Raw genomic sequence first — 26,486 nt, forward strand, 5'->3', positions numbered from 1 at the left:
AAAGGTAAAACGATGAAAATTGAAAAAGTGCACGCTCGTGAGATTCTCGACTCACGCGGCAATCCTACAGTGGAAGTTGAAGTAACGTTGGAGAATGGAGTCATGGGCCGTGCCAGTGTTCCGTCCGGCGCTTCTACCGGTGAGAACGAGGCTCTGGAGCTCCGCGACGGCGACAAGAACCGTTTCGGCGGCAAGGGAGTCCTGAAAGCCGTGGACAATGTAAACAACATCATCGCTCCCGCCTTGAAAGGTTTCTGCGTGCTCGAGCAGCGCAAGATCGACTACAAGATGCTTGAACTCGACGGCACCGCCACCAAGAGCAAGCTCGGCGCCAACGCCATCCTCGGTGTTTCCCTGGCTGTTGCCCAGACCGCTGCCAAGGCACTCAACATTCCTCTCTACCGTTACATCGGCGGCTGCAACACTTATACCCTCCCCGTTCCCATGATGAACATCATCAACGGCGGCGCCCATTCCGATGCTCCCATCGCTTTCCAGGAGTTCATGATTCGTCCGGTTGGCGCTGCCAGCGAGAAAGAGGCCATCCGTATGGGTGCTGAGGTGTTCCACGCTCTGGCCAAGAACCTGAAGAAGCGCGGCCTCTCCACGGCTGTAGGCGACGAGGGTGGCTTCGCCCCCAACTTCGACGGCATCGAGGATGCACTCGACACCATCATCGCTTCCATCAAGGATGCTGGCTACGAGCCCGGCAAGGACGTGAAGATTGCCATGGACTGCGCAGCCTCTGAGTTTGCCGTACAGGAGAACGGCGAGTGGTTCTACGACTACCGCCAGCTCAAGAACGGCATGCCGAAAGACGTGAAGAACGGCAAGAAGCTCACTGCCGAGCAGCAGATTGCCTACCTCGAGGAGCTCATTACCAAGTATCCCATCGACTCCATCGAGGACGGTCTCGACGAGAACGACTGGGAGAACTGGGTGAAACTCACCGCTAAAATCGGCGACCGCTGCCAGCTCGTGGGCGACGACCTCTTCGTGACCAACGTGAAGTTCCTGGAGAAGGGCATCAAGATGGGTGCTGCCAACTCCATCCTGATTAAGGTGAACCAGATTGGTTCGCTCACCGAGACCCTCGAGGCCATCGAGATGGCACACCGTCACGGCTACACCACCGTCACCTCTCACCGCTCTGGCGAGACCGAGGACACCACGATTGCCGACATCGCCGTGGCCACCAACTCGGGCCAAATCAAGACAGGTTCGATGAGCCGCACCGACCGCATGGCCAAGTACAACCAGCTTATCCGCATCGAGGAAGAGCTTTGCTGCTCTGCCAAGTACGGCTACACCAAGCTGAAGTAAGCACTTTCCAACCACACATCCGGAGGGTATGCCGACAGGCATACCCTCTTTTTGTTGCCATTTACCGCGGTTCGTACACTTTTCATACGCCGTTCCTTGCTCACGTCCCCCTATTTTCGTACCTTTGCCCCACGCTAAAACGTCTTTCCATTTATGGTCAAGAATATTGTATTCGACTTTGGAGGCGTGCTCGTGCAGTACGACTTCACGGTTTTCTTTACGTCCATCCTGGGCAGCCGCGAACGGGCCCGATGGTTCATGCAACATGTTTTCACAGGCGAAATCAATGCCGAGATGGATCGCGGCGAGCACGAACCGGCCTACTTTTTTGAGCAGCAGAAACGCCTTTGGCCCGACTATGCCGATGCCTTGCAGCAGTTCGACGAGCACTATACCGACATCTTCACCGCCGAAATGGAGGGCATGCGCACGCTCATGACCGAGCTCCGCGCCCAAGGTTACCGCCTGTTGGGCCTCTCCAACTGGTCGTCGCGGGTCTACGAAGTGATGCAAAAGTTCAGCATTTTCGACCTGCTCGACGGCTACCTGCTCTCCAAGGACGTGCACCAACTGAAGCCCGAGCCCGCCATTTATCACAGTTTTTTCGAGAAATTCGGCGTGGAGCCAGCCGAGTGTGTCTTCATCGACGACAAGCCCGAAAACATAGACGGGGCCAGAGCCGTGGGCATGCCGGGGTTGGTATTCCGCGACACTCCCCAGCTGCGCCGCGACCTGACGCCCCTGCTCCAGACCTCCATCTGATACGCAGCAACCGCCACGGCACGGCCAAGGTGCGCCGCATCGAGAAACGTATCATCACAGTATAACACATAAACATCCCACAACTATGAAACAGATTACCGACAAGGTATATTACGTTGGCGTCAACGACACCAACAAGGCCTACTTTGAAGGCCTGTGGCCCCTGCCCGCCGGCGTTACCTACAACGCTTATCTCGTCGTCGACGAGAAAGTATGCCTCATGGATACCGTCGAGGTGGACTTCTTTCCACAGTTCCTTGCCAACATCCGCGAGGTCATAGGCGACCGCCCCATCGACTATCTCGTCGTGCATCACATGGAGCCCGACCACAGCGGCTCCCTCTCGTTGCTCCGCCAGTTCTATCCCGACGTGCGCGTTGTGGGCAATAAAAAGACTTTCGACATGATGGAAGGCTTCTACGGTATCAAGGACGGCGGCATCGAAGTAAAGCAGGGCGACACCCTCTCGCTGGGTTCCCGCACGCTCTCTTTCACGCTCATTCCGATGGTGCACTGGCCCGAAACGATGGTCTCCATCGATGTTGACGCCCACGTAGCCTTTACCGGCGACGCCTTCGGCTGCTTCGGAACGCTCAACGGCGGCGTGCTCGACGACGACATCCACACCGAAGATTACTGGCTTGAGATGGTGCGATACTACTCCAATATCGTGGGCCGCTATGGCACTCCGGTGCAGAATGCGCTGAAGAAACTGGCCGGCGTGCAGCTCGATTACCTCTGCCCCACCCATGGTCCGGTGTGGCATAAGCATGTCCAAAAGGTGGTGGAGATGTACGACAAGATGAGCAAATACGAGACCGAACGCGGACTCGTCATTGCCTATGGCACCATGTACGGCAACACCGCACAGATGGCAGAGGGCATCGCCCGCGCCGCCTCGCAGGCCGGACTCACCAACATCAGCCTGGTCAACCTCTGCAAGACGCACTATTCCTACGTGCTGCGCGACATCTTCCGCTACCGCGGCCTCATTGTCGGCGCCCCCACCTACAACAACAGCCTCTTCCCCAAGATGGAGCTTCTGCTCTCTGCCATCGCCAACCGCGACATCAAGAACCACCTCCTCGGCTGGTTTGGCAGCTACTGCTGGGCCGGCAAGGCCGTGGCCACCATCGGCGAGTGGAACGAGAACAAGCTCCACTTCGAGCCTGTAGGCACGCCGGTAGAGATGAAGCAGTCGCTCTCGCCGGAGACCACGGCCCAGTGCGAGGCACTCGGACGAGCCATGGCCGAGCGCCTCTTGGCCGAGTAGAGTGGCAACCATTCCGCAGCAAGGGCTTTGCCTTCACGGCGCAACGGCCCCGCGAAAACGCCGCAAACGCGTTGCGATTACGGGCTGATCGCGACGCGTTTACGGTGTCGTCGCACGCCGTCTGCACGTTTGTCGCCCACACGGTAGCGTATCAACGCAACAGCCCGCCTGGCTCTTCGAAAGCCAGGCGGGCTGTTGTCATATAAAAAGGGGCTTAGTCTTCAACGGGGCTGAAGTCCTCCTTGCCCACTCCGCACTCGGGGCACACCCAATCTTCGGGCAGGTCTTCAAAGGCCGTTCCGGGTTCAACACCATTGTCGGGGTCGCCCACTGCGGGGTCGTACACCCAGCCACACACGTCGCATACGTACTTCTTCATAATCTTTTTGTGTAATTTTTAAAAATAATATGTTCTTGTTCGCTTGTCGTTGTTGGGATGGTCGCTTGTCCGGCTGGCGTTCCAGCAGACACGACAACCCTTCAACGCTGCAAAGATAAGCGATTTTTTTCAGATTCAAAACGATTTGGAGACTTTTTGTTTTGTAAATGTTACAAAATAAAAAACCACCCCATCTTTTCGCCGAATCTCTTGCTTCGTCGTCTCTTTTTCATTATTTTTGCACCCCACTTCGAGTGGTACACTTTTCAATAATCAGCCTCGCGAGAGGCGCAAAAACAAGCAAGATGATGAATTTAGACAAAGATTTCATGTGCAATCCCGACTTGGGACTGCTGGTTCTCCGGCTGGGCATAGGCGTGCTCATGCTTTTTCATGGCATGCACAAGGCACTTTACGGGTGAGCTGGCCCTCTGCTTCACGGGTGCGGGCAGGTATGCCCTGACCCGCGGCACGGTGCTCGACTGAGTTCAGGGCTTGGCCGTGAGGCCATAATCTCTACACAGCGCGTGCACCTCGCGCGCACTCAACAACCGATACGCGCTCCAGCCATACGAAAGGCTGTGGTCCGAGCGCGTGCCGATAAAGTCGACAGCACTTAAATACGCGTTGTCCCCCTTTGCCGGAGGAGCAATCTGCCATTGCCTATAGCCATTGATGTAGACGCCATTGTCGGCTGCACGATAGCTGTAGGCATATTTTTTGGTACGCCGCCCCAAGTTGATGTTGGCGTGTGCGTCGTCGTAGTAGAACATGGTCACCGAGTCGGCGTCGAAATAATAGTGTGTGGGGCCCATGCCGATCATGTTCTCCCAGATGTTCATTGCGAAGGCTACGCCCTTGTCGTTTATCTCGTATGTCGCCTCGCAATACCAGCAACGCCCCACGATGTGTTGTCGAAACTCCTCTTCCGAATAGGATTCCAGATGGGGGATGCTCGCCACACCCGCCGTATCCAGCACGACATAGGGCTCGATAGGGTCGATGATGAGTTGTGGTTTGTCGTTTTCATCGGTGAGGCAGGCGCCGAAAAGAGCGATGGTGGCCAAGGCCACCATGCTCCCCATCATTGATTTTGAGAATACCTTCATGGTTCGTACTTTTTAGGTTACGCTATATAAATAAGGAGAAACAGGCCGAAACCTTGCACGAAAAAACGAAGGAAGCTCGGGGTTTAACTTTCCTTAATCACTTCGCTCCATAGGTGCTGTGCTTGCCTTTGCCGTCTACTAAATGCCAGAAAGGCAAAACGTTTATAGCAAACGGCATCGACAACGATATACGACAGGGAAGACGAAATCCTCAAAAAAAACGTCCATGCGCAACACGGGGCCTTGTAATTGCGCTTGAACGTATCGGGGTTACAATGCTGTGAAAGCAGCAACGAAGCCGAATATGATGCCAGGAGTGTTGGCTATGGCAAGGGGAAGGTCGCGCTTCTCCTTAAAGAGTCCATAAGCAACCCACAGTGTACAGTTGACGCCTGCCATAAATGGCTGAATGAAAGTACCTTTGTGCCCGGCTAAGTTGTTTTCTATTTGTGGAAAATAAAAGATGTACATTAATACCGATGTCGCCATACCGATCCATCCCATAGTTCCAAAAAACTTTTCTTTCGTCATGTTATCTTTCTTTTGTCAGTGGATAAATTAAAACAAGGCAAAGGCTGTCTTTCCTTTAAAACCTCGATTATGCTGTTATCACTATATGAATTTGTTGTTGCAAAGGTAGATAAAATAGAGGGCAACTACAAAGCCTTGTGTTTTATTTAACCAATCTTTAACTCCCTGTTTAGGCTATGGGGCCTATCAATTGCGGCAGGATGTCGGCCAAACATATAGCCAGAATTTTAATGTACTCCCCTGCCCCGTATGTACAAGCATGCCCCAGTGAGACATTCCCCAAGCCCCTTGCACTGACAAACGCTTGTTCCAACCGTATGGATCGGCACATAGGCCGACCCATACGGTTTCATGTTGATGTTTGTTGTTTCCGTTGTCGTCAAATTCAACACCATGCCCTCGGGGGTTCGGGACACGCGCTCCCACTCCCATCGGCATGCGGCACGCGGCAGCCTCAACCCACAATCCGGCCGTCGAACAGGCGGATGATGCGATGGGCCCGCTGGGCGTCGTGCTCGTTGTGAGTCACCATGACGATGGTGGTGCCCTCGGTATTGAGCTCGGTGAGCAGCTGCATCACCTCCGCTCCGTTCTTCGAGTCGAGATTGCCGGTAGGCTCGTCGGCCAGAATGAGCTTGGGGCCGAAGACCACCGCCCGCGCAATGGCCACGCGCTGCTGCTGTCCGCCCGAGAGCTGGTGGGGGAAATGCTTGGCGCGATGGCTGATGTCCATGCGCTTCATCATGGCCCGGACGCGCTCCCGCCGCTCGTTGCGGGGCACGCCAAGATAAGTGAGCGGCAGTCCGATGTTCTCCTCGACGTTGAGCTCGTCAATGAGATTGAAACTCTGGAACACAAAGCCAATCTTGCCCTTGCGCACGTCGGTGCGCTCCTTTTCTTTCAGTCCGCCCACCTCGGTGCCGTCGAGCCGGTAGGCCCCGCTCGTGGGATTGTCGAGCAGTCCGAGGATGTTGAGCAGTGTGGATTTGCCGCAACCGGAAGGCCCCATCACGGCTACAAACTCTCCGTCGTCCACGCGGAACGACACCTGGTTGAGTGCAATCGTCTCCACTTCTTCCGTGCGAAACGACTTGCTGAGATTCTCTACTTCTATCATTTTGGTTGTTGTTAGTGTTGTCTTGTTGTTGTTTGCCGCTTCAATGGCAGCCTGTTCAGCCCGACTGCCGGCGTGGAGAGGCACGGCTATTCCTGCTGGAGGAACACCGCAGGGTTGCCCCAGGCCACCCGGCGGCAGTTCAGGGCCACCACGATGGCCACAATGACCAGCACCGACAGGGCGGCGCCGACGAACAGCCCCGGCGAGAGCGTGATGCGGTTGTCGAAGAGCTGAATCCACTGGGCAGCCACATAGGCGGCCCCCGTCGCGCCCACCACCACGGCAGGCACGGCCGTGAGCATGATGCCGCGCTCGAAGAGCCGCAGGATGTCGCGGCCTTGGGCACCGTTCACTTTGCGCAGGGCTATCTCCTTGTGGCGGTGGTTCACCTCGTCGGTCACGTATCCCACCAGGCCGACCAAGGCGATGAGCAGGGTGACAAACCCTGCCGTCATGACTCCGTTGCGGAAATGGAGCTGGGGCGCATAGGCATTGTTGCGCAGGTTTTCCACGTTCTCCACCAGAATGGTCTTGCCGGGAAAGAAGCGTTGCAGCCGGTCGTGCAGGGCTGTCAGCGTCTCCGTGTCCGCATGGTCGAGCCGCAGGAGCAGTGTCTGCGTCATGACATGGTCGGCGCGTCCATAGAACATGGCCGAGGGACGGTTGACTGCATTGCTGGTGGCATTGCCCACATGCACGTCGCGGTACACGCCGATGATGGTGAGCGGACGGCCGTTTTCGCTGTGCTCGCTGATGACTACCTGGCGCCCCACCACGCTCTTCCACTTGCAGAGTTTCCGCATTTGGCGTGCAAACGACTCGCTCACCATCACCTCGCGCAGGCTGTCGCCCCCTTGGGTGAACGTGCGGCCCGCAACGACAGGTATCTCCATGAGCTCGAAGTAGTGGTCGCCCACGGTATAGAAATCAGCTATATTGAACAGTTGGTCGTCCTGGCCGGGCAGCGACACGTTGTTGCCCGAATGGCTGTAGAGGGGCAAATCGTGGCATACCGACACTTGCCGGATGCCCGGCACCCGGGCCGCCTCGGCGGCGGCCGTCCGTTTCTCGGCTGCCGAGAAGGCACTGATGTTCACCATACTCACGTCGTTGCAGCGATAACCCAAGTCGTAACCCGTGAGCAACTGGTACTGGCGGCCGGTAACCAAGAGCAGGGACAGCAGGAATCCCACACCCGCAAACTCCACGCCGAGCAGGAGCACCTTCCAGCGATGGCGTGCCGTGGCATAGCCGCGAAAGGCAGCAGTCACGGGCATGTGGTTGTAGAGCCAACCCGGTACCCAGCCGCCAACGACGAGCACCAGCAGGGCAAGGGCGGCCAATATCCATGCCCCACGGTTGAAGATGAGTACGGAAAGCGGGGCCGAGAGCAGTTGCTCGATGGTGCCGTGACAGGCCCACAGCAGTGCGGCAGCCAGCAGCACGGCCAGTAACAAGTGAAGGGCCGCCTCATGGAAAGTGAGGCTGTAGACAATGCCGCGGCCGGCACCGAAGCACTTGCGCACGGCCATTTCGCGAGTACGGGTAATGAGATTGCCCACCACGATGAGCACATAGTTGAGCACGGAGGTGACCAGCAGCACGCCGGCCAGCAGCGAAAGAATCCAGAACATCTGGTGCACGTTGGGCTGACTGGTGTAATAGGTGCTGATGGGCGTGAGCAGATACGTCATCCAGCAACCGGCTTTCTTGAGGTCTTCCATGGGATAATGTGTTTTCATCATGGCCTGGATGGACTTGGCGAGACTGCCGGGCGAGGTGCCTTTGGACAGCCGCACGAAGCTCTGGTAACGATCGTTGCCCACAAGATTGTCCTGCCCGTCGTAAACGAAATTGCGCTGGGTGCTCATGGCTCCTATGACATCGAAATCATGGAACGTGGAGTTGTGAGGATAATCCTCGTACACGGCCACGATGGTAAACCGCAGTCGGGGGAATTGTCCGGGAGAGATGCTGCGGCCCACCACGCGGCCTCCCAGCCGCTCGGCTGTGGAACGGCTCACGGCACAACAGCCTGGAGCCGTGAGAGCCTTTACGGCATCGCCCTCCAATATCCGGGTGGGGAACATGCGGAAGAAGCAACTGTCGGCCGTATAGATGCTGGCTTTGATGCGGTCCATGCTGTCAAGGACGAGCTCTTCGTTTCCCACGATGACATTGGTACGCGTCGCCAACTCTACCTGCGGAATGGTTTTCTGCATGAGTGGGCCCACGCCTCCTGAGGTGTTGGCGCTTTCCATAAGCTCGCCTTGGTTCAGACGAAACCTCTCCTGCACGCGGCAGATGCACTGATAATCGGGATAACACTGGTCGAAAGTCTGCTCGTAATAGACTTCGGCAATGATAACGGCACTCATAGCCAAGCCCAAAGCCAGGCAGACTATCTTGGCCACATTGTGCTGGCCACGGCGGGGCAGGTTGAGTATGGCCGAGCGTAATTCGTTGTATGTGTTCATGATTGCAGTAGGATTTACTGGTTTTCCTTGATGACGTTCACCGGATTCTCATTACTGGCCGCCCAACTTTGAATCGCCACGGCACAGAAACTGACGGCCAAGACGATGAGCCCGGCCACGGGAAGCCAGGGCCACCAGGTGATGCGGTAGGGATAACGGCTCAGCCAGTCGGCCATGAAATACCAAACGACAGGCACAGCAATCACGAAAGCCATGCCCACATAGGCGAGGAAAGAGGTGACGAGCCGCATGCGAACCTGACGACCCGACGAACCAAACACCTTGCGGACAGCCAGTTCGCGACGGTGTTGCTGAATGTGATAGGTGGACATGGCCACCAAGCCCAACAGGGAAATGACAACCGCGATGAGGGCAAACAGGCGCACAATGGTGGCAATGCGCGTCTCCGATTTGTATTCGGCGGCGATTTTCTGGTCGAGGTAAGGCTCGTCAAGATCAAGTTCTTCATGAAAAATACGCTTGAAAAGTTGCTGCACCTGCTGGTAGGCCTCTACGGGGTCGCCCTGTATCTGGATGACTGTGGCCCATGGTTGGAAGCTGCCCCGCCGGGCAATTTTGACTACCATGGGGTGCTGGCGCGATCCGAGTCCGCGGATGTTGAAATCTCGAAATATACCGCTCAGGGTCTCACGCTCGCCCACTCCGTGCTTGTCGGCCCACTGATAGAAAAACTTGCTCGTCAGCGGCAGACCCTCGTCAGCCAGCATACGCCGGTTCACATAGTATTCGCCATTCCTGCCGCGTAGGCCGGTGCTCGACTTCAGCGTCAGTCCGAAAATCTTCATATACTGTTCGTCGCCGACAAGCCACTGGGTGGAGAGCGTCTTTCCGTTGAAGTTGAACGTGATGTTGTTGCCGCCACTATGAGGCGTTCCGCAACAAGTGGTCAGGTTCTGCACACAGGACAACTGCTTCAGACCGTCGTACCAAGCTGCCATCTTGGTGGAATCGTCCATGACGTAGACCTCCATCAGCCCCTGTGTGTTGTAGCCGCGGGGAATGGCGATGAGGTGTCTGATCTCGCCCGACATGATGAAAGCTGTGGCTATGAGCACTATCGTCACCGTGCTCTGTACCACAATGAATGCCTTGCCCAGCCATTGGTGGCTGCGGAATCGGAAAGTTCCCCGCACCACATCGATGGGCTTGCTGGCCGACAGCATGGTGGCGGGGATGAGTCCGGCCAGCAGTCCCAGCAGCAACACAAAGGCCACAAGCAGCAACAGCGTAACGGGATGGAACAGGACGGAAAGCAGAAGCGTGGTGTCGAGCAGCCGGGCCACATAAGGTGTAGCGGCCCAAGCCAGCAGCAGGGCTACAGCCATCGAGAGCGTGCAGAGTATGATGCTCTCCAGAATGAGGCGCACCACGATGTCGATGCGCTGCGAGCCAAGCAGCCTCAGCATAGCCATCTCGCGGGCCCGATAGGACGACTGGGCATTGGTGAGGTTGATATAATTGAACACGGAGAACAGCAGGATGACAAGCCCAACCAGGAAGAGCGTGTGCACGAGCTTGCTGTCACCCTGCCTCAGCGTGTTCTCCATTTCACCCTGAATCCCCGAGAAATAGTAACGGTTGAGAGGAACGAACTTAGTATAGACAGGCATGTCGTCTGATTGGAATATCCAAAAGAACTTCTTCTGGTACTCGTCCATGTCGTTCTCTTTCTGCGTGAAGTTGGAACCAGGGCGCACAAGGAAGAAAAGCTGTGCTCCGGTGGCATTGCTCAACCGCTCGTTGAACATGGAAGAATTGATAGATTCGATGTTTTCAAAACGGATGAAGGCATCGGCCGGCTTCAGGCACGTGTTCTCTTTTCCCCGCACCACGCCAGTCACGCGGAAGACCTTGTCGTCGCGAAACAACACCTTGCGGTTGATCGCAGCCTCCGGAGATCCGAAGAGACGCGTGGCCATGTCGGTGGTGAGCACGACAGAGGCACGGTCGGCAAGGGCCCGGCGACGGTCGCCCAAAACGAATGTCACGTCGAACATGTCGAAGAAAGTGCTGTCTGTAAATGACGTCAGGCAGTTGGTGGGCATGTCGCCCTGACGCGTAACCACGCCCTGATAGTAATTGGCCAAGGCACACGAACTCTCAATCTCGGGATAACGGCTGCGAAAATACTTCTGCAACCGCCAGTTGCCACCAGTGTACAGCTCTGACACGCCCTGGGCGTGCATCTCCAAGCCATAGATATAAATGCGGTCGGCCTTGGTGAACTGGCGGTCCACCCGGCTCTCCTGCCAGGTGTACACGCCGATGAGCAACACGAAAAGCAAGGACAAGCTCAGGCCAAAAACGTTGATGGCCGTGTAGGCCTTGTTGCGCGAAAGAAAAATGAGATAGGAGGAAAGTCCTCTATGTATGGTCTCAAAAGTCTTCATGGGAAATGGGTTGTTTGGAAAATACAGAGAAATTATTTCTTTCCTATCATCACGCCGGTGTCTTCATCACGGTTGCTGATGCGCTTCTGCTTCCCTTCATGCTTCTTGCCGAAGTCGAGATTGAGCGATGCATTGACAAAAAAGAGGTGGCAGAAGTCCTTGGAACGTGTCACCTTGCGTGCCGGAGCAAGACGGGAGAGGTCGACATTGGTCAGCGAATAGTGGTTGGAGAAAGGATTGTAAACTTCCAGACTGATGCTCCACCGACCGGGGTTGTAGCCCAAGGCAAGGTTGTGCCCATTTTCTGTGTCGGTGATGGTCTCGCCCCAGAGCGATTTGTAGCGGGTGCGGAAAGACATTTCTGCCACCCAATGCCTGTATATGGCGGTGATGTATCCACGCAGTCCCCAGTTGCTGTAGGTGTGGGTGTAGGCATGTCCAAGGCTGACGTATCGGTTGAAGAACGGCGTGAGCCGGATGGAAAGCCCGTCTTTCCAAGGTTTGTAGGTGAGGGAAAGCTGCGTTTGCAAACGGTGGAAACCGAGCTGGTTTTCCGTAGTGCGGACAAAAGTGCCACCCTCATCGTACGTCGATGCCATCATGGGCCGATGGTCATAGCTGTAACGCCCACCCGCCATAAGACGGAAATGCGGCGTGTTCCAGCTAATCATGAGGTCGTTGGAGACGAACGTAACAGTCTTCAGGTGGGGGTTGCCACGCTGAATCTGGTAGGCATCAATGGGTTGGGAAACGTCGTTCAAATCGGAAAGCGAGGGCGAATAGGACGAGACATAGCCGTGGTATTTCAGGTATACGTGCTTGCCGATGCCATAAGCAAGCATCCAGTTGGGACGCGGCACATAGGTGGTGCGCTTGTTTCCCTCCTGATTGTAGGCAGAACGGGTGAGGCCCAATCCCACATTCCACGTAAGTGAGCCGAGCTGCCGCTGGTACTCGCCGTAGCCGTAGGTGTCGTCTGTGTGCATGCGCACATTGGCCTCCACGCTTCCAGCATAGCTGTTGCGCACATGTTGCCAGGTGTGTTTCAGTCCGAACGAGAGTTTGCTGTTGCCCCAGAACTTCTCGTAGATGGCCTCGCCGATGAGCGAATATTTGTCTCCACGCGTGTGGCTGGTGATGGCAGACGAGATGTCGTTGGCACTGGTGCCCATCGTGTAGTCACGATCGCTGCGGCTGTCGATGTAGGTGCCCACGAGGTCGAAATAAAGATGCTGGTTGCGGGGCAGGTCGGTCTGCCAGTACAGGTCGAGCGAGGGGCTGTTGGACCAGGTGGAGAGATGGTCGTTCACATGGTAGGTCTTGCCGCCCTGATGCAGCGTACTGACGCGGCTTGACATCTCGTCGGGGTTGTTGTCGAGTTGGTCGCGGAGGGTGATACTCACCATGTTTTTCTCGCCGGTGTGGATATATGCAGCGGACAAATCGACATTGTCGTAGCCCACAGGGGTGGGTTCTCCGAGTTCCTGATTATATAAGGTGTCCGTGGGATAGACAAAGGTTTCGTAGTTCTCGCGCGTCCATTTCAGCCATCGCCGACTCCAGTTGCCGGAAGCCTTTACTTCCGACCGGCCGTTGTGCCAGCTGCCATTGGTCTGGTAATCTCCGGCTTCGGGCAAAGAAACACCCTGTCTGCCACTGGCAGAGAAGCTGCCGCCCGCCGTCTTGTGTTTCACGATGTAGTCGAGCACGGCAGCTGCATTGCCATAACGCAGACCCGGCATGTCGTGATATTCGATACGGAGCACGTCGCAAGGCTGCAATGCCTGCACCTCCTTGATGGTGGCCTGTACGCCATTGATGCGCAGCTGAACGGCTTCGCCGAGCGTGGTGGTGATGCTACCTTTGAGGGCATCCACCTGAATACGATCGAGCTGCATACGCTGAAGCAGCGACACGCCGTTGTTTGAACTCGCAATCTGTGCTTTCGAGGGAATAAGCAATTGGCGGTCTATCTTGTTGACCTGCCGCGAGGCGGTGACCTCGACATCGTTCAGCATCTTGCCCTCCATGGAGAGAGCCACTTGCCCGATGTTCACATCGCTCTCCACATTGTGCAGGGACAGTGTCACCGTTTCGTAGCCAAGGCACGATATGGACAACAGATAGTTGCCTTTGTCCAAGTCGCGCAGACTGAATGTACCGTCGGCATTGGCCGCAATGCCTGTGACCAAAGTTGAGTCCGGACGTATGAGCCGCACCAAGGCTCCCGCGAGCGGCTCGCGTCCATCGGTCACCGTGCCTCTTATTCTGTGTGCCGGTGCAAGGGGCGTGGGGGTGTCTACGGCCCACGACGTGGTTGCAGCAAGCAGGGCCATCATGGCCGTCAGTAAGTGGATGATACGCTTTTTCATCTTCCGTATGTCGTTCTATTGTTTTATGCTATCTTCTATTTTAGAGGAGTTGCCTCACTCCAGTACCAACACTTCGTTGTCCTTATAGCCCTCGTACCCACTCACGATAACACGTTCGCCAGGCTCCAGACCTTCGATGACTTCATAATATTGTGGATTTTGCCGGCCGATGACAATCTTGCGGCGGTAGGCCTTGCGCCCACTCTTGTCGAGAACGAATATCCATTGGCCTCCGGTGACGCTGTAGAAAGTGCCCTTAGGGATGAGAACGGCAGGCTTGGCCTCGCCCAGTTGCAAGTCAATGTAATAGGTCTGGCCGGTGCGAATGTTGGCTGGGCGGGAGCCATGAAACACAAAATCGATGCGAAAACGACCGTCGCGCACCTCGGGATAAACCTTTCGGACGGCAAGCTGATACTTGCGACCGTTCTGCTCGAAGACAGCAGTGAGGCCACTGCGCACACGGTCGATATAGTGCTCGTCGACCTGAGCCTCCACCTTGTAGTCGCTCAAATCGTTGATGACTCCTATTTTCTGCCCTGGCATGATGCTCTGTCCCAGTTCCACATCGAGCAGCCCCACCTCGCCATCGATGGTGGAACGTACGTCGAGACGCGCCTTGCGGGCACGCACGAGCTGCACATTGCGCTGCATGGAGTTGAGGTTGTCGGCCATCTGATCCATCTGTGTCCGGCGTAACTGTTGACTCTTTTGAAGTCGCTGCTGGATGAGACGGTTCTTCTTCACAGCCAGATCGTAATCCTCCTGGGCACGGAGATAGTCTTCACGCGAGTTGAGCTGCTCCTGCTGCAGGGCTTCTTGATGGCTGTAGGCACGATGCTTGGCTTGCAGATCCATGGCCAGCTGCGCCGCCTCGTTGCGGTTGTTAAGCTGGTCTTGTTCCATCGAAATCTGAGTGTTGCGCAGCATGTCCTGTTTCTCGGCCAGTTCGCTCTCGGCATTGAGAATCTCAAGGTCAAGATTGCTGTTGCTCAGTCGAACGATGATGTCTCCCTTGTGGACGCGTGCTCCCTCATCGATCACTTTCTCGGTAACGATGCCCCCCTCCTCTGGACTGATTTGTACCACTTGGATAGGCACCACGTTGCCATCGACAGACACATAGTCATCGAACTGTCCTCGCTGTACATTGCCGAGCGTGAGTCCGCGCCGGTCTACGCGCAGAGTGGATGCAAAGTTGGAAAAAGCCAGCCAAAGCAGGATGGCGGCCAGCAGGCTTCCTCCCGCTATCCAAGCCCAATACTTACGGGGAATGAGAAATTTCTTTTGTTTTATTTGGATGTCCATAGCGGTTCTCCTTGATAATAATTGACAAGTTTCTGTTTCAAGACAAGCATCAGTTGCATCTGCAGCAGCCGAATGCGACTTTCCTGCAGGGTTTGGGCTGCCGTGTGGAGGTCGAAAGTGGAGAGCATGCCCTCCTCATACTTGCGACAGCAGAGGTAATGGGCCAGACTGTCGGCCACCACCTTGCGCTCCATCTGTCTCATTTCACGGCAATAACCATCGCGATCCATCACGGCCTTGGCTATGTCGTCGTGCAGTTGCCGTTGCACCTCGACAAGGTTGAGCCGTGCTTTCATCCAGTCGGTCTTGGCCCGCCGGGCCGAACGCCACCGACCGGGGGCGAAGATAGGAATGGAAAGCGACAGGTAGACATATTCGCCCAAGTTGTTGTGAAACTGCCGGCCGAATGGGTTCGCACTGCCACTTTCCTGAGAGAGATTACGGTAATAATTGGTCGACAAGCCAGCTCCCACTTTCAGCAAGGGTAGCTGCTGCGCACGACAGATGAGCCTGTCGTATCGGGATTGTTCTACAGAGAGCTGGGCAGCCCTCACGGCGGGAGACTGGCTTTCAAAAGAGCTATAGAGCCTTTCAGCCCCAGCAATTGTCGATGACAGGGAAGCGGAAGACAAGGCTGTGGCAACCGTGGTGTCGAGACACAGGGAATCGGCCGTGGGGTAATTCATTTCCGCTTTCAAGGCCAGCAGAGCCTGACGGGCCACATTCTGCTGATGGAGCAACTGGTAGTCGTCATCGGCTACATGGCTCTCCATCTGCACCACATCGGGTCGGCTCTTCTCGCCCAACTCAAAAAGGCGGCGCGTCTTGGCCAACAAGGCATGGCTGTCGGCCAGCTTGCGGCTGGCCAAAGCCACACAACAACGGCTGTACACGGCCTCCACGAATCGAGCCATTACGTTAATAGCCTTGTCGGCGGCCAGTTTTTGCAGAGTGGTTTCGGCTTGGGCACGGGCAAGGCGGGCACGACGCAGGGCCTTGATGGCCTGTCCGCCATCAAAAAGATTGAGCACAGCCCCTACATTATAATAGTTATTGAATGTGGTAATGGTGTTGTAGGTGTTGGTTTCCGGATCAATGTTGCGGCCCCAACTGTATTGCCCTGTCGTCTCGGCGGCTATCGTGGGCAACAGCTCCAGCCGTGCCATGCGGACATCGTAATGACTCTGTTCAGTCTCCACCCGTTGCCGGTGCAGGTCGATGCCATGCTCCACCGCATAGCCGACGCAACGCTCCATGGTCCAGACAGAACTCTGGGCAACAACCGGCATGTGGACGGTGGACAATAGGAAAAGTTGAAATATTCTGTTCATACACGATTTACAGGGCCAATGCCATGCCAAAAAACTATATCGCTGTAACATAGACGGTTATTAAAAAAGGATGGTTGCAGGGGATGTCCAAGAATTAGACACTCCCGTCCAAGTATTGGACAATGCAGATGATTCGGACAATACGGGATAGCGCGCCGGCGGCCGGACGTGTATGCAAAAAAGCATACCCTTTGTTTGTCTGTTCAACAAATAATGGCTATTTTTGTTGCAAAGTAGAAATCATGAACCAAGGAACCCTTCTGATTGTAGACGACAACCGTAACGTACTTGCATCGGTAAAAATGCTTGTGGCCGGTGTCTTTGCCCACGTGGTGGCAATAGCCAGTCCCAACCATATTCCAGCCCGACTGCGCGAAGACCAGCCCGACGTGGTATTGCTCGACATGAACTTTCGCAGCGGCATCAATAATGGCAACGAAGGGCTGTTCTGGCTTCGCGAGATCAAGCGGCTGCGCCCTGCAACAGAGGTGGTGCTCTTCACGGCTTATGCTGACATCGAGCTCGCCGTATCAGGGATTAAGGAGGGGGCGGCCGACTTCATCGTCAAGCCCTTTGAAAACGACAAGCTCATCGAAACGCTTGTCAATGCCTATCGCAAGACACAGAAAGGTCGGAAACAGAATGCCACGGACAGGAAACAGACGGACAACGGCATGTTCTGGGGCGAATCGCCGGCCATGCACGAACTGCGCACGATGGTCGAGAAAGTGGCAGCCACCGATGCCAATATCCTCATCACAGGCGAGAACGGGACGGGCAAGGAAGTGCTGGCCCGAGAAATTCATCGACTGTCATACCGCCACGAAGCCCAGCTCATGCCCATCGACATGGGTGCCATCACGGAAACCTTGTTCGAGAGCGAACTTTTCGGGCATGTCAAAGGGGCTTTCACCGATGCCAAGACCGACCGCCCCGGCAAGTTTGAACTGGCCGAAGGCGGGACACTCTTCCTTGACGAGATAGGCAACCTGAGTTATGGGCTGCAAGCCAAATTGCTCACAGCCCTGCAACGGAGGAGCATTGTGCGTGTAGGCGGATCGAAACCCATTGCCATTGACGTGCGGCTGGTCTGTGCCACCAATCGCGATCTGTCCAAGATGGTATCCGAAGGAAGTTTTCGCGAAGATCTGCTCTATCGCATCAACACCATTCACTTGCACCTGCCTCCCTTGCGCGAACGGCAGCCCGATCTCATTCCATTGGCCCGACTCTTTCTGAACCAGTATGCCGATCGGTATGACAAACAAGGCAAGACGTTCTCGTCTGCAGCCGAACAAAAAATAGCCATGCTGCCCTGGTATGGCAACATCCGCGAATTGCAGCATGCCATCGAGCGGGCCGTGATTCTAAGCAGCGGGCAGATGGTGGATGCCGGCGACATCAGCGGTGACACGGCCCGACAAGAACGAGACCCGAGGGAGGAGGCACAGACACTCGACGAAATGGAGCGACTGCTCATTGAGAAGGCCATACGCACTTGCGAGAGCAATCTTTCGCAAGTGGCCATACAGCTGGGCATCTCGCGCCAGACCCTCTATAACAAAATCAAGAGATACGGTTTGTAATTCAAAATTTAGAATTCTAAATTCAAAATTTGGATAGAGGTAAAGATGATGGAGATGGAGGGATGGCTGATTGTGGTACTCGTCGTGATGCTGGTCGGATATGTGCGGTTGCTGAGACGGTACCGGCGAAATATCCGCAAGGTGGCTTTCATGTTCGACGCACTGGACAACGGCGACTATACTTTTCGGTTCCCCGAAGACAAGAGACAGGCCGACGAACAACTGCTCAACACCTCGCTCAACCGCATCAAAACCATCTTGCAGCATGCGCGCGAGCAGCAGATTGAACATGAGAAATATTTTGAACTGATTCTCAACAGCGTGGATACTGGCATCCTCGTCATGGACGATGAGCGTGGCATCGTACTGCGCAGCAACAGGGCCGCGCTAACATTGCTGCAGAGAGAGACTGTCTCTCATATTCAGCAGATTCGGGAGCAGCTGGCAGGATTTTCCATTCGCCAGTCGCACACGATGCTCCGAGGCCGTCGGGTCACCATCATTGGGTTCAGCGACATTCACGGAGAACTGGCCAACCAGGAGATAGACAGCTGGGTGAAGCTCACACGTGTGCTCACCCATGAAATAATGAATACCGTGACCCCCATCATCTCACTGAGTGACACCCTGCTGCGCAAGTCGACGGGAGAGCAGCACGAGGGGCTGCACGTCATCAACCAAACCAGCAAAGAGCTGATGGCTTTCGTGGAGAACTATCGCAAGTTTACCCACGTGCCTACGCCCACCCCTACATTGTTCTATGTAGAGCCATTCCTGGAACGCATGGCCCGGCTGACGCAACCGCTGCTCAAGCACGATGCCCGGATACACATTCAGGTGGAACCCAAGGAGCTGCTGGTCTATGCCGACGAGGGGCTTATCACACGCGTGGTCACCAACATCATGAAAAACGCCGCCCAGGCCTTGGGCCCGGGCGGCAACATTTGGCTGCATGCCTACAGCAATGCACAGGAATCGGTGGTCATAGACATCAGCAATGACGGTCCGCAGATTCCGGAAGAAGTGGCGTCACATATCTTTATACCTTTCTTTACTACGAAAAACGAGGGAAGCGGCATCGGGCTCTCCATTTCGCGGCAAATCATGCGCGTGAGCAATGGTTCTGTAGTGCTCATCAGCATCCCCGACCGTTGCCTTACCACTTTCCGGCTGACGTTCAACTAAAAGCCGGTTCCCCACCGTCTTCATGATTTAATCAGCGTTGCAGCGTAAGGGCCATGAGCCCCAATACCACATCGTTGGCCACGGCGGTGACGGTGAGGCTGCGGAGTTTCTTGCGGGCATTGAGCGGAAGACTGAGAAGCTGGGCAGCCCCGCCGGGAATGTCGAGCACGGGCTTCTTGCCACTGGGCAGGTCGGCAGAAGAATGCCTGATGCCCGTCGTATCACCAGGCTGCGCCGATTCCTTGATTTGCGAGATGGCCAATGTGCGGCTCACCCGGCCTGTCTGGAGCGAGAGACGCAGCGGCCGAGGCTTGGGCAGACGGAAAGCCAAACCGTCGTCATCAAAATCCTGTTCTATGGGGCACCAGTTGTCCGGGCTACGCAACACCAGCGTGTCTGCGGTTCCGTCGGTATAGCCGACACGCACGATGCCCTGCACCATGGCATACTGCATGGGGTTGGTGGAGCCGACCATCAGCAGCAGAACTTGGTTGGCGTGCCCATGTAACGGTACGGTTACACTGTCGGGATAATTGTCCCACAAACTGGCAAATATGATGTTGCGCCCCTGGGCCGGCGTGGCAAATGGCACTCCGGCCAGCATGACCCGCCCCTGTGGGCCGGCCAGTGTGCGCAGACCAGAGTCGTCGATGTCGGCCATGCGCAGGGTGGAGCACCAGTCGCCGATGCCCTGCGTGGGCAGGGCGAGCGTCGTATAGGGCGATCGTGGCGAGAGATAACTGTTGCGGAAAATGTCGGTCACATTGGCATTGAAGTAGCGGGTGAGGCGCACTGGGGCGAATTGGGCTGCACTGTCCACGCAAAAAGCCGTGCCGCTGGCTTCCGGCAGGGGCTGCGGCCACGTGTCTGAGGGCTCGTGCAGGGAATCGGCGGGCACCGATGTCAGGGTGATGGTCTGCACGCTGTCGGTCGTACCCGCCACATCGCGGCAACGACCGCCGCCCAGATTCTGCCGGATCACCATTTGAAGCGGCCGGGCAAAACGTTGACTCATGGTATAGATGTCGTGCCCATCCCGCCGCTCAAATCGGTAGTCCAGGTAGGGCGTATGGATGGCAGCGCTGTCCCATTCGGCCGGGAAACCGGGCCGAATGACACATTGCCCGTCGAGAGCCTGGGGCGTAATGCCAAAGAGACCGCCCACGACGGCCCTGCTGCAGATGCCCGTCACGTCGGCAAAGTCACGGTAGCCCTCACCCGTATTGCGGTCGAGGGCCGAGAGCTGCCCCAGGTTGCCCGGCGACTTTCCGGCATACATGAAGTCGACGATATTGCTCCGCAGCAGTCGTGTGGCCGTCTCGGGCCGTCCCGCCTCATAATAGGCCAAGGCGGTGTGCATCACTTCGGCCATGGCCACATTGTTCAGGCTCCACTCGTAGGGGCCCCAGTCGCTGGTGCTCAGCGTGGCATACGGCTGGCCTTGATAAGTAAAAGGAATGTGAGGGATGTGACGATCCACATACTGCATGGCACGCCAAGCCTGACCGGGCGTGCAGGCCCGGCTGTCCACGGCGGTGTAGATGGTCCACAGGGCGGCGTCCGGGTGCACCAGCCTGTGCCCCATCATGTCCTGAAACTCGGCCCAGTGTCCCTGTGGCTCCATCCACAAGCGGGAGTTCATGGCCTGCAGAATGGCCTGTGCCTCATGCCGATAAGGCTCCGGGTCTTCGCCGACAAGTTCGGCGATGCGTGCAGCCAGCCGGTTGGCCCGGTAGTTGTAGGCCGAGGCATGGGTCACTGCTCCGCTGTTGTATTGCAGGGCATCGCTGGCCCAGATGCAGCAATAGGCATCATAAAGATGGTCGCCGTCGGGGTCCCATGTGCGTTTCTCCCAATCCAGATGCCGCCGGATGACGGGCCAGAACCGGCGCATCATCGCCGTGTCGGCATCGAACTGAAAGTGCCACAGCAGTTCGTCGATGTAGACAAGATTCATGTCGTAGTGGTGAAACTGGTGGTTGTTTTCCGGTGTGCGGCAGATATAGCCGTCCGAGTACATCGGCGTGCCCCATCGGTATGCCCCGCGGGCCAGCCGGTTGGCCGTGTCCGGCAGATGGGGCAGCACGGCGGGCACGCCCGTGACCTGACTGCGGGCATAGGCCTCAAAATGACTTTGCTGCCGTTCGGACCAGCCCAGGAAGTCGCCCGCATAAGCCCCACGCCATCCGGGCAACTGCGACCGCCAGCCCACGGCTCCGTGAAGCCACGTCTGTCCGTCCCAGGCCCCGTCGGCCGCCGTCGTGAGGATTCCGCCCACGGGATTGAGCCAAACATCGGGCGTGGAAACGACGACGCGGCTCGCAAGTGCCTGTCTGTGACGCTCGGCCCGGTCGTAACGCCGGGCCAATGCCGGCTGGTCGGTCACGGTGAGGGCCGTGGTGTCGAGGGCCACATAGGCCGGCTGGTCTGCAGATGGTGCCAGACTGACGGTTTGCAAAACGGGCGGTGCGGCCTCGAAAGCGTCGTCCCGATCAAACCCGCCGATGTCTCCGGCCCGACGGAACTTCTGCACCCGGGTGGCCGACAGCCGAGCCTCCACCGTCACCGGCGCGGCAAACCCCGTGGCCCATAGCTGCCACACGGCTCCTTCGCGGTCGGCATCGGCCAGAGCCGTGACGTGCAGCTCTCCCCCGCCCCATTGTGGGTCACGCAGCCGATAAGTGCGCCGGCCACCCTGATAGCGGGCCTCGCACCATGCCGTGGAGTCGAGTGGCAGTTTCGCCGTTCCCACACGAAGTGCAAAATCGATGTGCCGATGACCTCCCTTATTATAATAGGTGGCGAAAACCGGCCTGTCGCTCGTCTCCAGTCGGAAGACGGTGGGGCCGCCATAGAGGGCCCGCGTGTAGCGCTGCCGGCCGTTGATGCACACAATGTCGAGCCCTGAGGGAAGATAAGACGTAGGGCGCGCCACAGCAGCCGTGCCCTGCGCCCTTGCCGGGACTCCCGATATGAACATGCAGACGAGGTGTGCAAGGAAGAGTAGATTGTTTCGTTTCATTTCTGTTTGTTGAATAAGTGATTTGCGCTGTAAAGTTAATCAAAAGATGTCATTTTCGTGATTATTTCAACTTTCTTTTGCCCGTTCCGCAAACTTTCACTACCTTTGCACCGCATTTGTCGCAAAACATGTACACCATTAAGAGATACAACAGAGCTGAAGAGGCGCAGGGAATCGCAAAATTTCCTGCAAATTTTTCGTCGAATTGTTTGGTAGTTCCAAATAATTTGCTACTCTCTCTCTCTCTCTCTCTCTCTCTCAAGCCACTGGCGTAACCTCTCTCTAAAACATACACGCGTACGCGCGCGAGGCGAACCTCGCGCAACCCCAATAGGCAAAGGACTCCCCGGAGTTTCCTTTGCCCCACTTTTCGTGCCCTTTTCGCAGCAGAGCGAAAACGGAAATAAGCAGCTTTTAAGCACTCAAAAAGCAAGTTAAATCCAAACTAAAATGAAGCGTATAAACATGAAAACAAAAAAAGAGCAAGACAAGCACAGGCAACCCTATGTCTGCCCCAACTGCGAAATCATCGCCGTGGAGAACGAAAACACCATCCTTGCCGGTAGCCCGGCGGTTCAGCCTGGTGGAGGAGGCCCCGTAGGCAACAAAGGCAGCGTCAGCATCGAAGACCTTGTAGAGGATGATGACGACACGGAAATCTCCGGAGCCAAACGGATCAACAGATGGGACGCGTGGGAAGAGTGATAAAAGTAAAAGAGTAAAAGGTGCTGTCGCGATCCCTCCTTTCCTCTGCGCCTCTGCGTGAGCCATACTCGTGTAGCTCCCACACAGAGACGCGGAGAAAAGGAGAAGCAGGAACGGAGCCACTCTTAAGACAAGCAGACCATTAAGAAAACAAGCAAGTGAGTCAGCAAGCAAGCTGACAAGTAGACAACGATTAAACAACAAGCAACAACCATGATAAGATTCAAGGAATATCTGGAGCGCAGGGCCCGCAGGGCGGCGTTCATGAGTGTGTGCCTCGCGGGGCTCACAGGTTTCGGCGGGTTCTTCCTCGGCTCGTGCGCCAACGAGGACTTGGGCAAGAACCTGGGCGAGGAGGGCGACAGGAACGCCGCCGTGGCCTTCAACGTGAGCGAAGCGCAGGACGACGCGCAGACCGCCGCCAAAGCCATGCCGGGCGTGCCCGTGACGCGCGCGGCGTTCAGCGAGCAACTGGGCATGATGAACCTCACGCCCGCAGACCTTACCACGCAGAAGCTCGCCGTGCAGGGAGCCGCCGGGGCCGACCTCTGCCTCATCGAGACCACCACACCCGGCATCTTCAACCCCACGGGCACCGCTAATGCCGCAGAGGGCACAGAGGCCCCGGACAACGGCAGCACGGACGGCCCGGCCACCCGCGCCAACGTCACCACACTGGCCACGCTGGGCAACTTCACCACCATCGGCTACCGCGGCACTTCGGCCACCGACATCGGCCAGCTGCCATGGTTCCACGACAAGGACACGCGGCCCGACGGCACCCTCGTGAGTCCCATCTACTGGTGGATCATCCGGCCCTACGCCAAGTTTTTCGCCATTGCCCCGCGCGAGGCCGCAAGCTACGCCAAGCTCAAGATCTCGCCCGACACCTACGCCGGCACGCCTTACGTGGACTTCGAGGTGGAGCCGAACGTGAAGAACCAGAAAGACCTCATGACAGCCTGCTCGGGCCTCGTGCATTACGACACGCCCGACGTGGCCCCGCGGACCGACCTCAAGTTCCGCCACGCCCTCACCGCCGTGCGCTTCAAGGTGGGACAGAACCTCTCGTACAACAAGCGGATCAGCAAGATAGAGATCATCGGCGCCAGGAACAAGGGCCGCTACGTCCTGCCCACCGACGGCAACAGCACCGGCACCTGGAGCAGCCTCGACGCCTCCACGGCCACCTTTACCCTCGGTGGAGACGGCACGGTGAACGTGAGCACCTCGCAGTCTCCCAACCAACTCATCACAGGCATCAACAACGACAACTACACGTTCTACATGATTCCGCAGGAGCTCACGGGCGTGAAGGTGAAAGTTTACTTCTCAGACAACTCCACACCCATCGAGGCCGACCTCTCGGGCAGGTGGAAGCCCGGCACCACGAAGACCTACGCCCTCTCGCAGAAGAACTCCTCGTGGGAATACCAGCTCACCATCACCCCCATCCCCAATGCCGCAGAGTACACCGACACCCAGACCGGCAACTACGGCATACAGAGCTACCGCGAGACCTCGGGCACACGCCAGCCCGTGAAGTGGAAAGTCGTGGGCTATCAGGAGAGTGCCGACGGCGGCGCAACATTCGGCCCCGAAACCACCGCCAAGCCCGCATGGCTCACCGCCCTGACCGCGGAGGAGGGCGACGGCTCTGCATGGAGCCCAGAAACCGGCAAGGCCACGATCCAGGCTGCACCGATAATCGACAAAATGGAGTCCTACAACAAGGTGTTGCGCGAGGCCACGGCCAAAACCGGCCCCGACGGCTACTACGACCTGTCCATGCACGACTTCAAGGGCAATCCCACGGCGAAGCGCAACACGGCCAACTCCTACCTCATCTCGGCCCCGGGCCACTACAAGATTCCACTGGTCTACGGCAACGCCATCACGGACGGGAAGGACAACAAGCATGCCTATATCAGGCAAGCACCAGGCACGTTATACGAACATCTCTTCCTGCGCAACTTCAAGGATCACAACAATGCAGACATCCATTCGCCTTACATCAACGTGCAGAATGCTGCGGACCCTGCCACACAGGCCGCTATCGTATGGACCGACCAAGCCGGAATCGTGGACGGCTTGTCCGTAACCAACAATGGCCAGGACTCTTACCTCAACTTCCATGTGCCGGCCAACAAAATCCGTAACGGCAACGCTGTTGTCGCCGTCAAGAACGCAAGCGGAACCATCATGTGGTCGTGGCACCTGTGGTTCGACCACGACGATGTTTTGGAAACCGTGAAATGTACCAATTTCCAAGGATTCGATTACTACTTCACCAAGCAGACGCTCGGTTTTACTTACCGCAAGTGGGATGCGACAACCTACGACAAGCCACGTGTGGCCCGTGTCAAGGTGGAGCAGACCGTAGCCAACAATGGCACAAAGCGGTTTGCCTATATCGACATCACTCAGAATCCCAATAACGTCAAGAGGATTTCCGCCACTTATTACCAGTTCGGGCGCAAGGATGCCATGCCCGATGCTGGGACTGTGAGCGATGGCTCCTACACCGGGAACGGCGGCAATAACATGTCCATCCAGAACGGCATCCAGCATCCCGGGACATTCTACACGAATGGCAACCGTTGGTCAGGTGTTCCTCCCACGGGCTACACTTATCTCAATCTTTGGTCGATGGACCTAACCCAAATGGGGCACAACGACAACACCGTCGTCAAGACCATCTACGACCCTTGTCCTGCCGGCTTCAAGATGCCCGCATCCAACGCCTTCACCTTCTGCCTCACCGATGAAAATATACCAACTTCAGTGAATACCAACGGCGCATGGGATTATGGCTGGAATTTCAACAACAAGATTACCAGTCCTGATGCCACCGTATATTTCCCCGCTTTCGGTATGCTCGATTACCTCAACGGTTCGGTGTACACTGGCCCCGGAATGTATTGGACGGCCGTTTCGTACAGAACGAACACCGGTTGCTGCATGAGCTTCAGCCTTATGAACGCGGTTCCGAAGTTCTACTTTTTTCGGGCGTACGGGTACTCTGCCCGCCCTGTGGCAGAATAATCCGATGATTTGATTCATTCGGTTTACTCCGGGCGGCTACAAGGCCGCCCGCTGGAATACCAGCACTCTTTGACATACTGACACACACGACGGAAACGAAAATCCAACGGTGGAGATTTGGAACTAACAGGGAAAAGTGGCATATTTGCAGAAAATTGGCGGCCCCCGGCAGACACGCGCAGTCGCCGAATTGAAGGCTGCGAAAGATAAAGGCATGAAAATGCAAAAGGCTGACGATTTCATCAGAGAATTTGAGGAAAGCGTATGACGGTAGTGCAAGGGTGATAGCCTACCATGTGTTTGCGACACACGACCACCTCGAAATCACCCTGCTCACTATTTACGACAAGGGCGAACTCGCCAATGTCTCAGATTCCTATCTCAAGAGCCTGTTGGCAGGTCTGCTCTGACCGCAATTCCCTTTTCCAAGAAAAAAATCCGTCCCACGCTCCACTTCGATTGGAGCGTGGGACGGTCGTTTTCAACCGCTACCGAGATTTTTCGTTTTCCGTCGTGTTGTATGTACTGAATCAACCGTTCCCTGCCCATC

18 protein-coding genes are annotated in these 26,486 nt (G+C 56.5%); 8 read left to right on the plus strand and 10 right to left on the minus strand.

What is annotated here, in order from left to right; genetic code table 11:
* Nucleotides 1-12: 12 nt before the first annotated feature.
* From eno to L888_RS0106665, 3 genes are all read left to right on the plus strand, one after another.
* Nucleotides 13-1,323, plus strand: coding sequence for a phosphopyruvate hydratase (gene eno, locus L888_RS0106655; RefSeq protein WP_015298439.1), 1,311 nt, complete (start codon nt 13-15; stop codon nt 1,321-1,323).
* A 153-nt stretch (nt 1,324-1,476) separates the two neighbouring features.
* Nucleotides 1,477-2,085 (plus strand): HAD family hydrolase, encoded by a 609-nt coding sequence (locus L888_RS0106660; RefSeq protein WP_005843253.1) that lies wholly within the window; start codon nt 1,477-1,479, stop codon nt 2,083-2,085.
* A gap of 85 nt (nt 2,086-2,170) precedes the next feature.
* Entirely contained in the window at nt 2,171-3,358 is a 1,188-nt protein-coding gene (locus L888_RS0106665; RefSeq protein ID WP_027952327.1) for an FprA family A-type flavoprotein, read from the plus strand.
* A gap of 214 nt (nt 3,359-3,572) precedes the next feature.
* On the opposite strand, the gene rd is transcribed toward L888_RS0106665, so the two are convergent.
* The 9 genes from rd to L888_RS0106715 all read right to left on the minus strand — a co-directional run bounded on the left by rd (nt 3,573) and on the right by L888_RS0106715 (nt 16,393).
* Nucleotides 3,573-3,737, minus strand: coding sequence for a rubredoxin (rd, locus tag L888_RS0106670; RefSeq protein ID WP_005843250.1), 165 nt, complete (start codon nt 3,735-3,737; stop codon nt 3,573-3,575).
* Between the two features lie 488 nt (nt 3,738-4,225).
* Nucleotides 4,226-4,846, minus strand: a complete 621-nt coding sequence (locus tag L888_RS0106680) for a hypothetical protein (protein WP_027952328.1) — start codon at nt 4,844-4,846, stop codon at nt 4,226-4,228.
* A gap of 270 nt (nt 4,847-5,116) precedes the next feature.
* Nucleotides 5,117-5,377 carry a membrane protein gene (locus L888_RS0106685; protein ID WP_005843245.1) on the minus strand — a complete coding sequence of 87 codons (261 nt, stop codon included), beginning with the start codon at nt 5,375-5,377 and terminating at the stop codon, nt 5,117-5,119.
* Nucleotides 5,378-5,831: 454 nt separating this feature from the next.
* Nucleotides 5,832-6,494, minus strand: a complete 663-nt coding sequence (locus tag L888_RS0106690; protein ID WP_027952329.1) for an ABC transporter ATP-binding protein — start codon at nt 6,492-6,494, stop codon at nt 5,832-5,834.
* Between the two features lie 86 nt (nt 6,495-6,580).
* Complete coding sequence (locus tag L888_RS0106695; RefSeq protein ID WP_027952330.1) at nt 6,581-8,971, minus strand: ABC transporter permease; 2,391 nt, start codon at nt 8,969-8,971, stop codon at nt 6,581-6,583.
* Nucleotides 8,972-8,985: 14 nt separating this feature from the next.
* Nucleotides 8,986-11,382 carry an ABC transporter permease gene (locus tag L888_RS0106700; RefSeq protein ID WP_027952331.1) on the minus strand — a complete coding sequence of 799 codons (2,397 nt, stop codon included), beginning with the start codon at nt 11,380-11,382 and terminating at the stop codon, nt 8,986-8,988.
* 32 nt (nt 11,383-11,414) lie between these two features.
* Nucleotides 11,415-13,754 (minus strand): TonB-dependent receptor, encoded by a 2,340-nt coding sequence (locus L888_RS0106705; protein ID WP_027952332.1) that lies wholly within the window; start codon nt 13,752-13,754, stop codon nt 11,415-11,417.
* A 54-nt stretch (nt 13,755-13,808) separates the two neighbouring features.
* Entirely contained in the window at nt 13,809-15,062 is a 1,254-nt protein-coding gene (locus L888_RS0106710; RefSeq protein WP_027952333.1) for an efflux RND transporter periplasmic adaptor subunit, read from the minus strand.
* Nucleotides 15,047-16,393, minus strand: a complete 1,347-nt coding sequence (locus L888_RS0106715) for a TolC family protein (RefSeq protein ID WP_027952334.1) — start codon at nt 16,391-16,393, stop codon at nt 15,047-15,049. The genes L888_RS0106710 and L888_RS0106715 overlap by 16 nt, the downstream gene beginning before the upstream one ends.
* A gap of 242 nt (nt 16,394-16,635) precedes the next feature.
* Here L888_RS0106715 and L888_RS0106720 point away from each other — a divergent pair, with 242 nt between their 5' ends.
* Nucleotides 16,636-17,979: a sigma-54-dependent transcriptional regulator gene (locus L888_RS0106720; protein ID WP_027952335.1), complete on the plus strand. Its 1,344-nt coding sequence runs from the start codon at nt 16,636-16,638 to the stop codon at nt 17,977-17,979.
* A gap of 54 nt (nt 17,980-18,033) precedes the next feature.
* Nucleotides 18,034-19,164, plus strand: a complete 1,131-nt coding sequence (locus L888_RS0106725; protein ID WP_084567349.1) for a sensor histidine kinase — start codon at nt 18,034-18,036, stop codon at nt 19,162-19,164.
* A gap of 31 nt (nt 19,165-19,195) precedes the next feature.
* Here the strand turns inward: L888_RS0106725 and L888_RS0106730 are convergent, their stop codons facing one another.
* The gene (locus L888_RS0106730) at nt 19,196-22,186 is read right to left on the minus strand and encodes a DUF4450 domain-containing protein (protein ID WP_027952337.1); all 2,991 of its coding nucleotides are present in this window, start codon (nt 22,184-22,186) and stop codon (nt 19,196-19,198) included.
* 450 nt (nt 22,187-22,636) lie between these two features.
* Here L888_RS0106730 and L888_RS0106740 point away from each other — a divergent pair, with 450 nt between their 5' ends.
* The 3 genes from L888_RS0106740 (at nt 22,637) to L888_RS13455 (ending at nt 26,346) form a co-directional block, all read left to right on the plus strand.
* Nucleotides 22,637-22,891, plus strand: a complete 255-nt coding sequence (locus L888_RS0106740; protein ID WP_027952339.1) for a hypothetical protein — start codon at nt 22,637-22,639, stop codon at nt 22,889-22,891.
* A gap of 213 nt (nt 22,892-23,104) precedes the next feature.
* Nucleotides 23,105-25,936, plus strand: coding sequence for a fimbrillin family protein (locus L888_RS0106745; RefSeq protein ID WP_027952340.1), 2,832 nt, complete (start codon nt 23,105-23,107; stop codon nt 25,934-25,936).
* 251 nt (nt 25,937-26,187) lie between these two features.
* A complete protein-coding gene (locus L888_RS13455) occupies nt 26,188-26,346 on the plus strand; it encodes a hypothetical protein (protein ID WP_245594838.1) in 159 nt (52 codons plus the stop codon).
* The last annotated feature ends 140 nt before the right edge of the window (nt 26,347-26,486 follow it).

The sequence above is a fragment of the Hallella seregens ATCC 51272 genome, from assembly GCF_000518545.1.
Taxonomy (GTDB): Bacteria; Bacteroidota; Bacteroidia; order Bacteroidales; family Bacteroidaceae; genus Prevotella; species Prevotella seregens.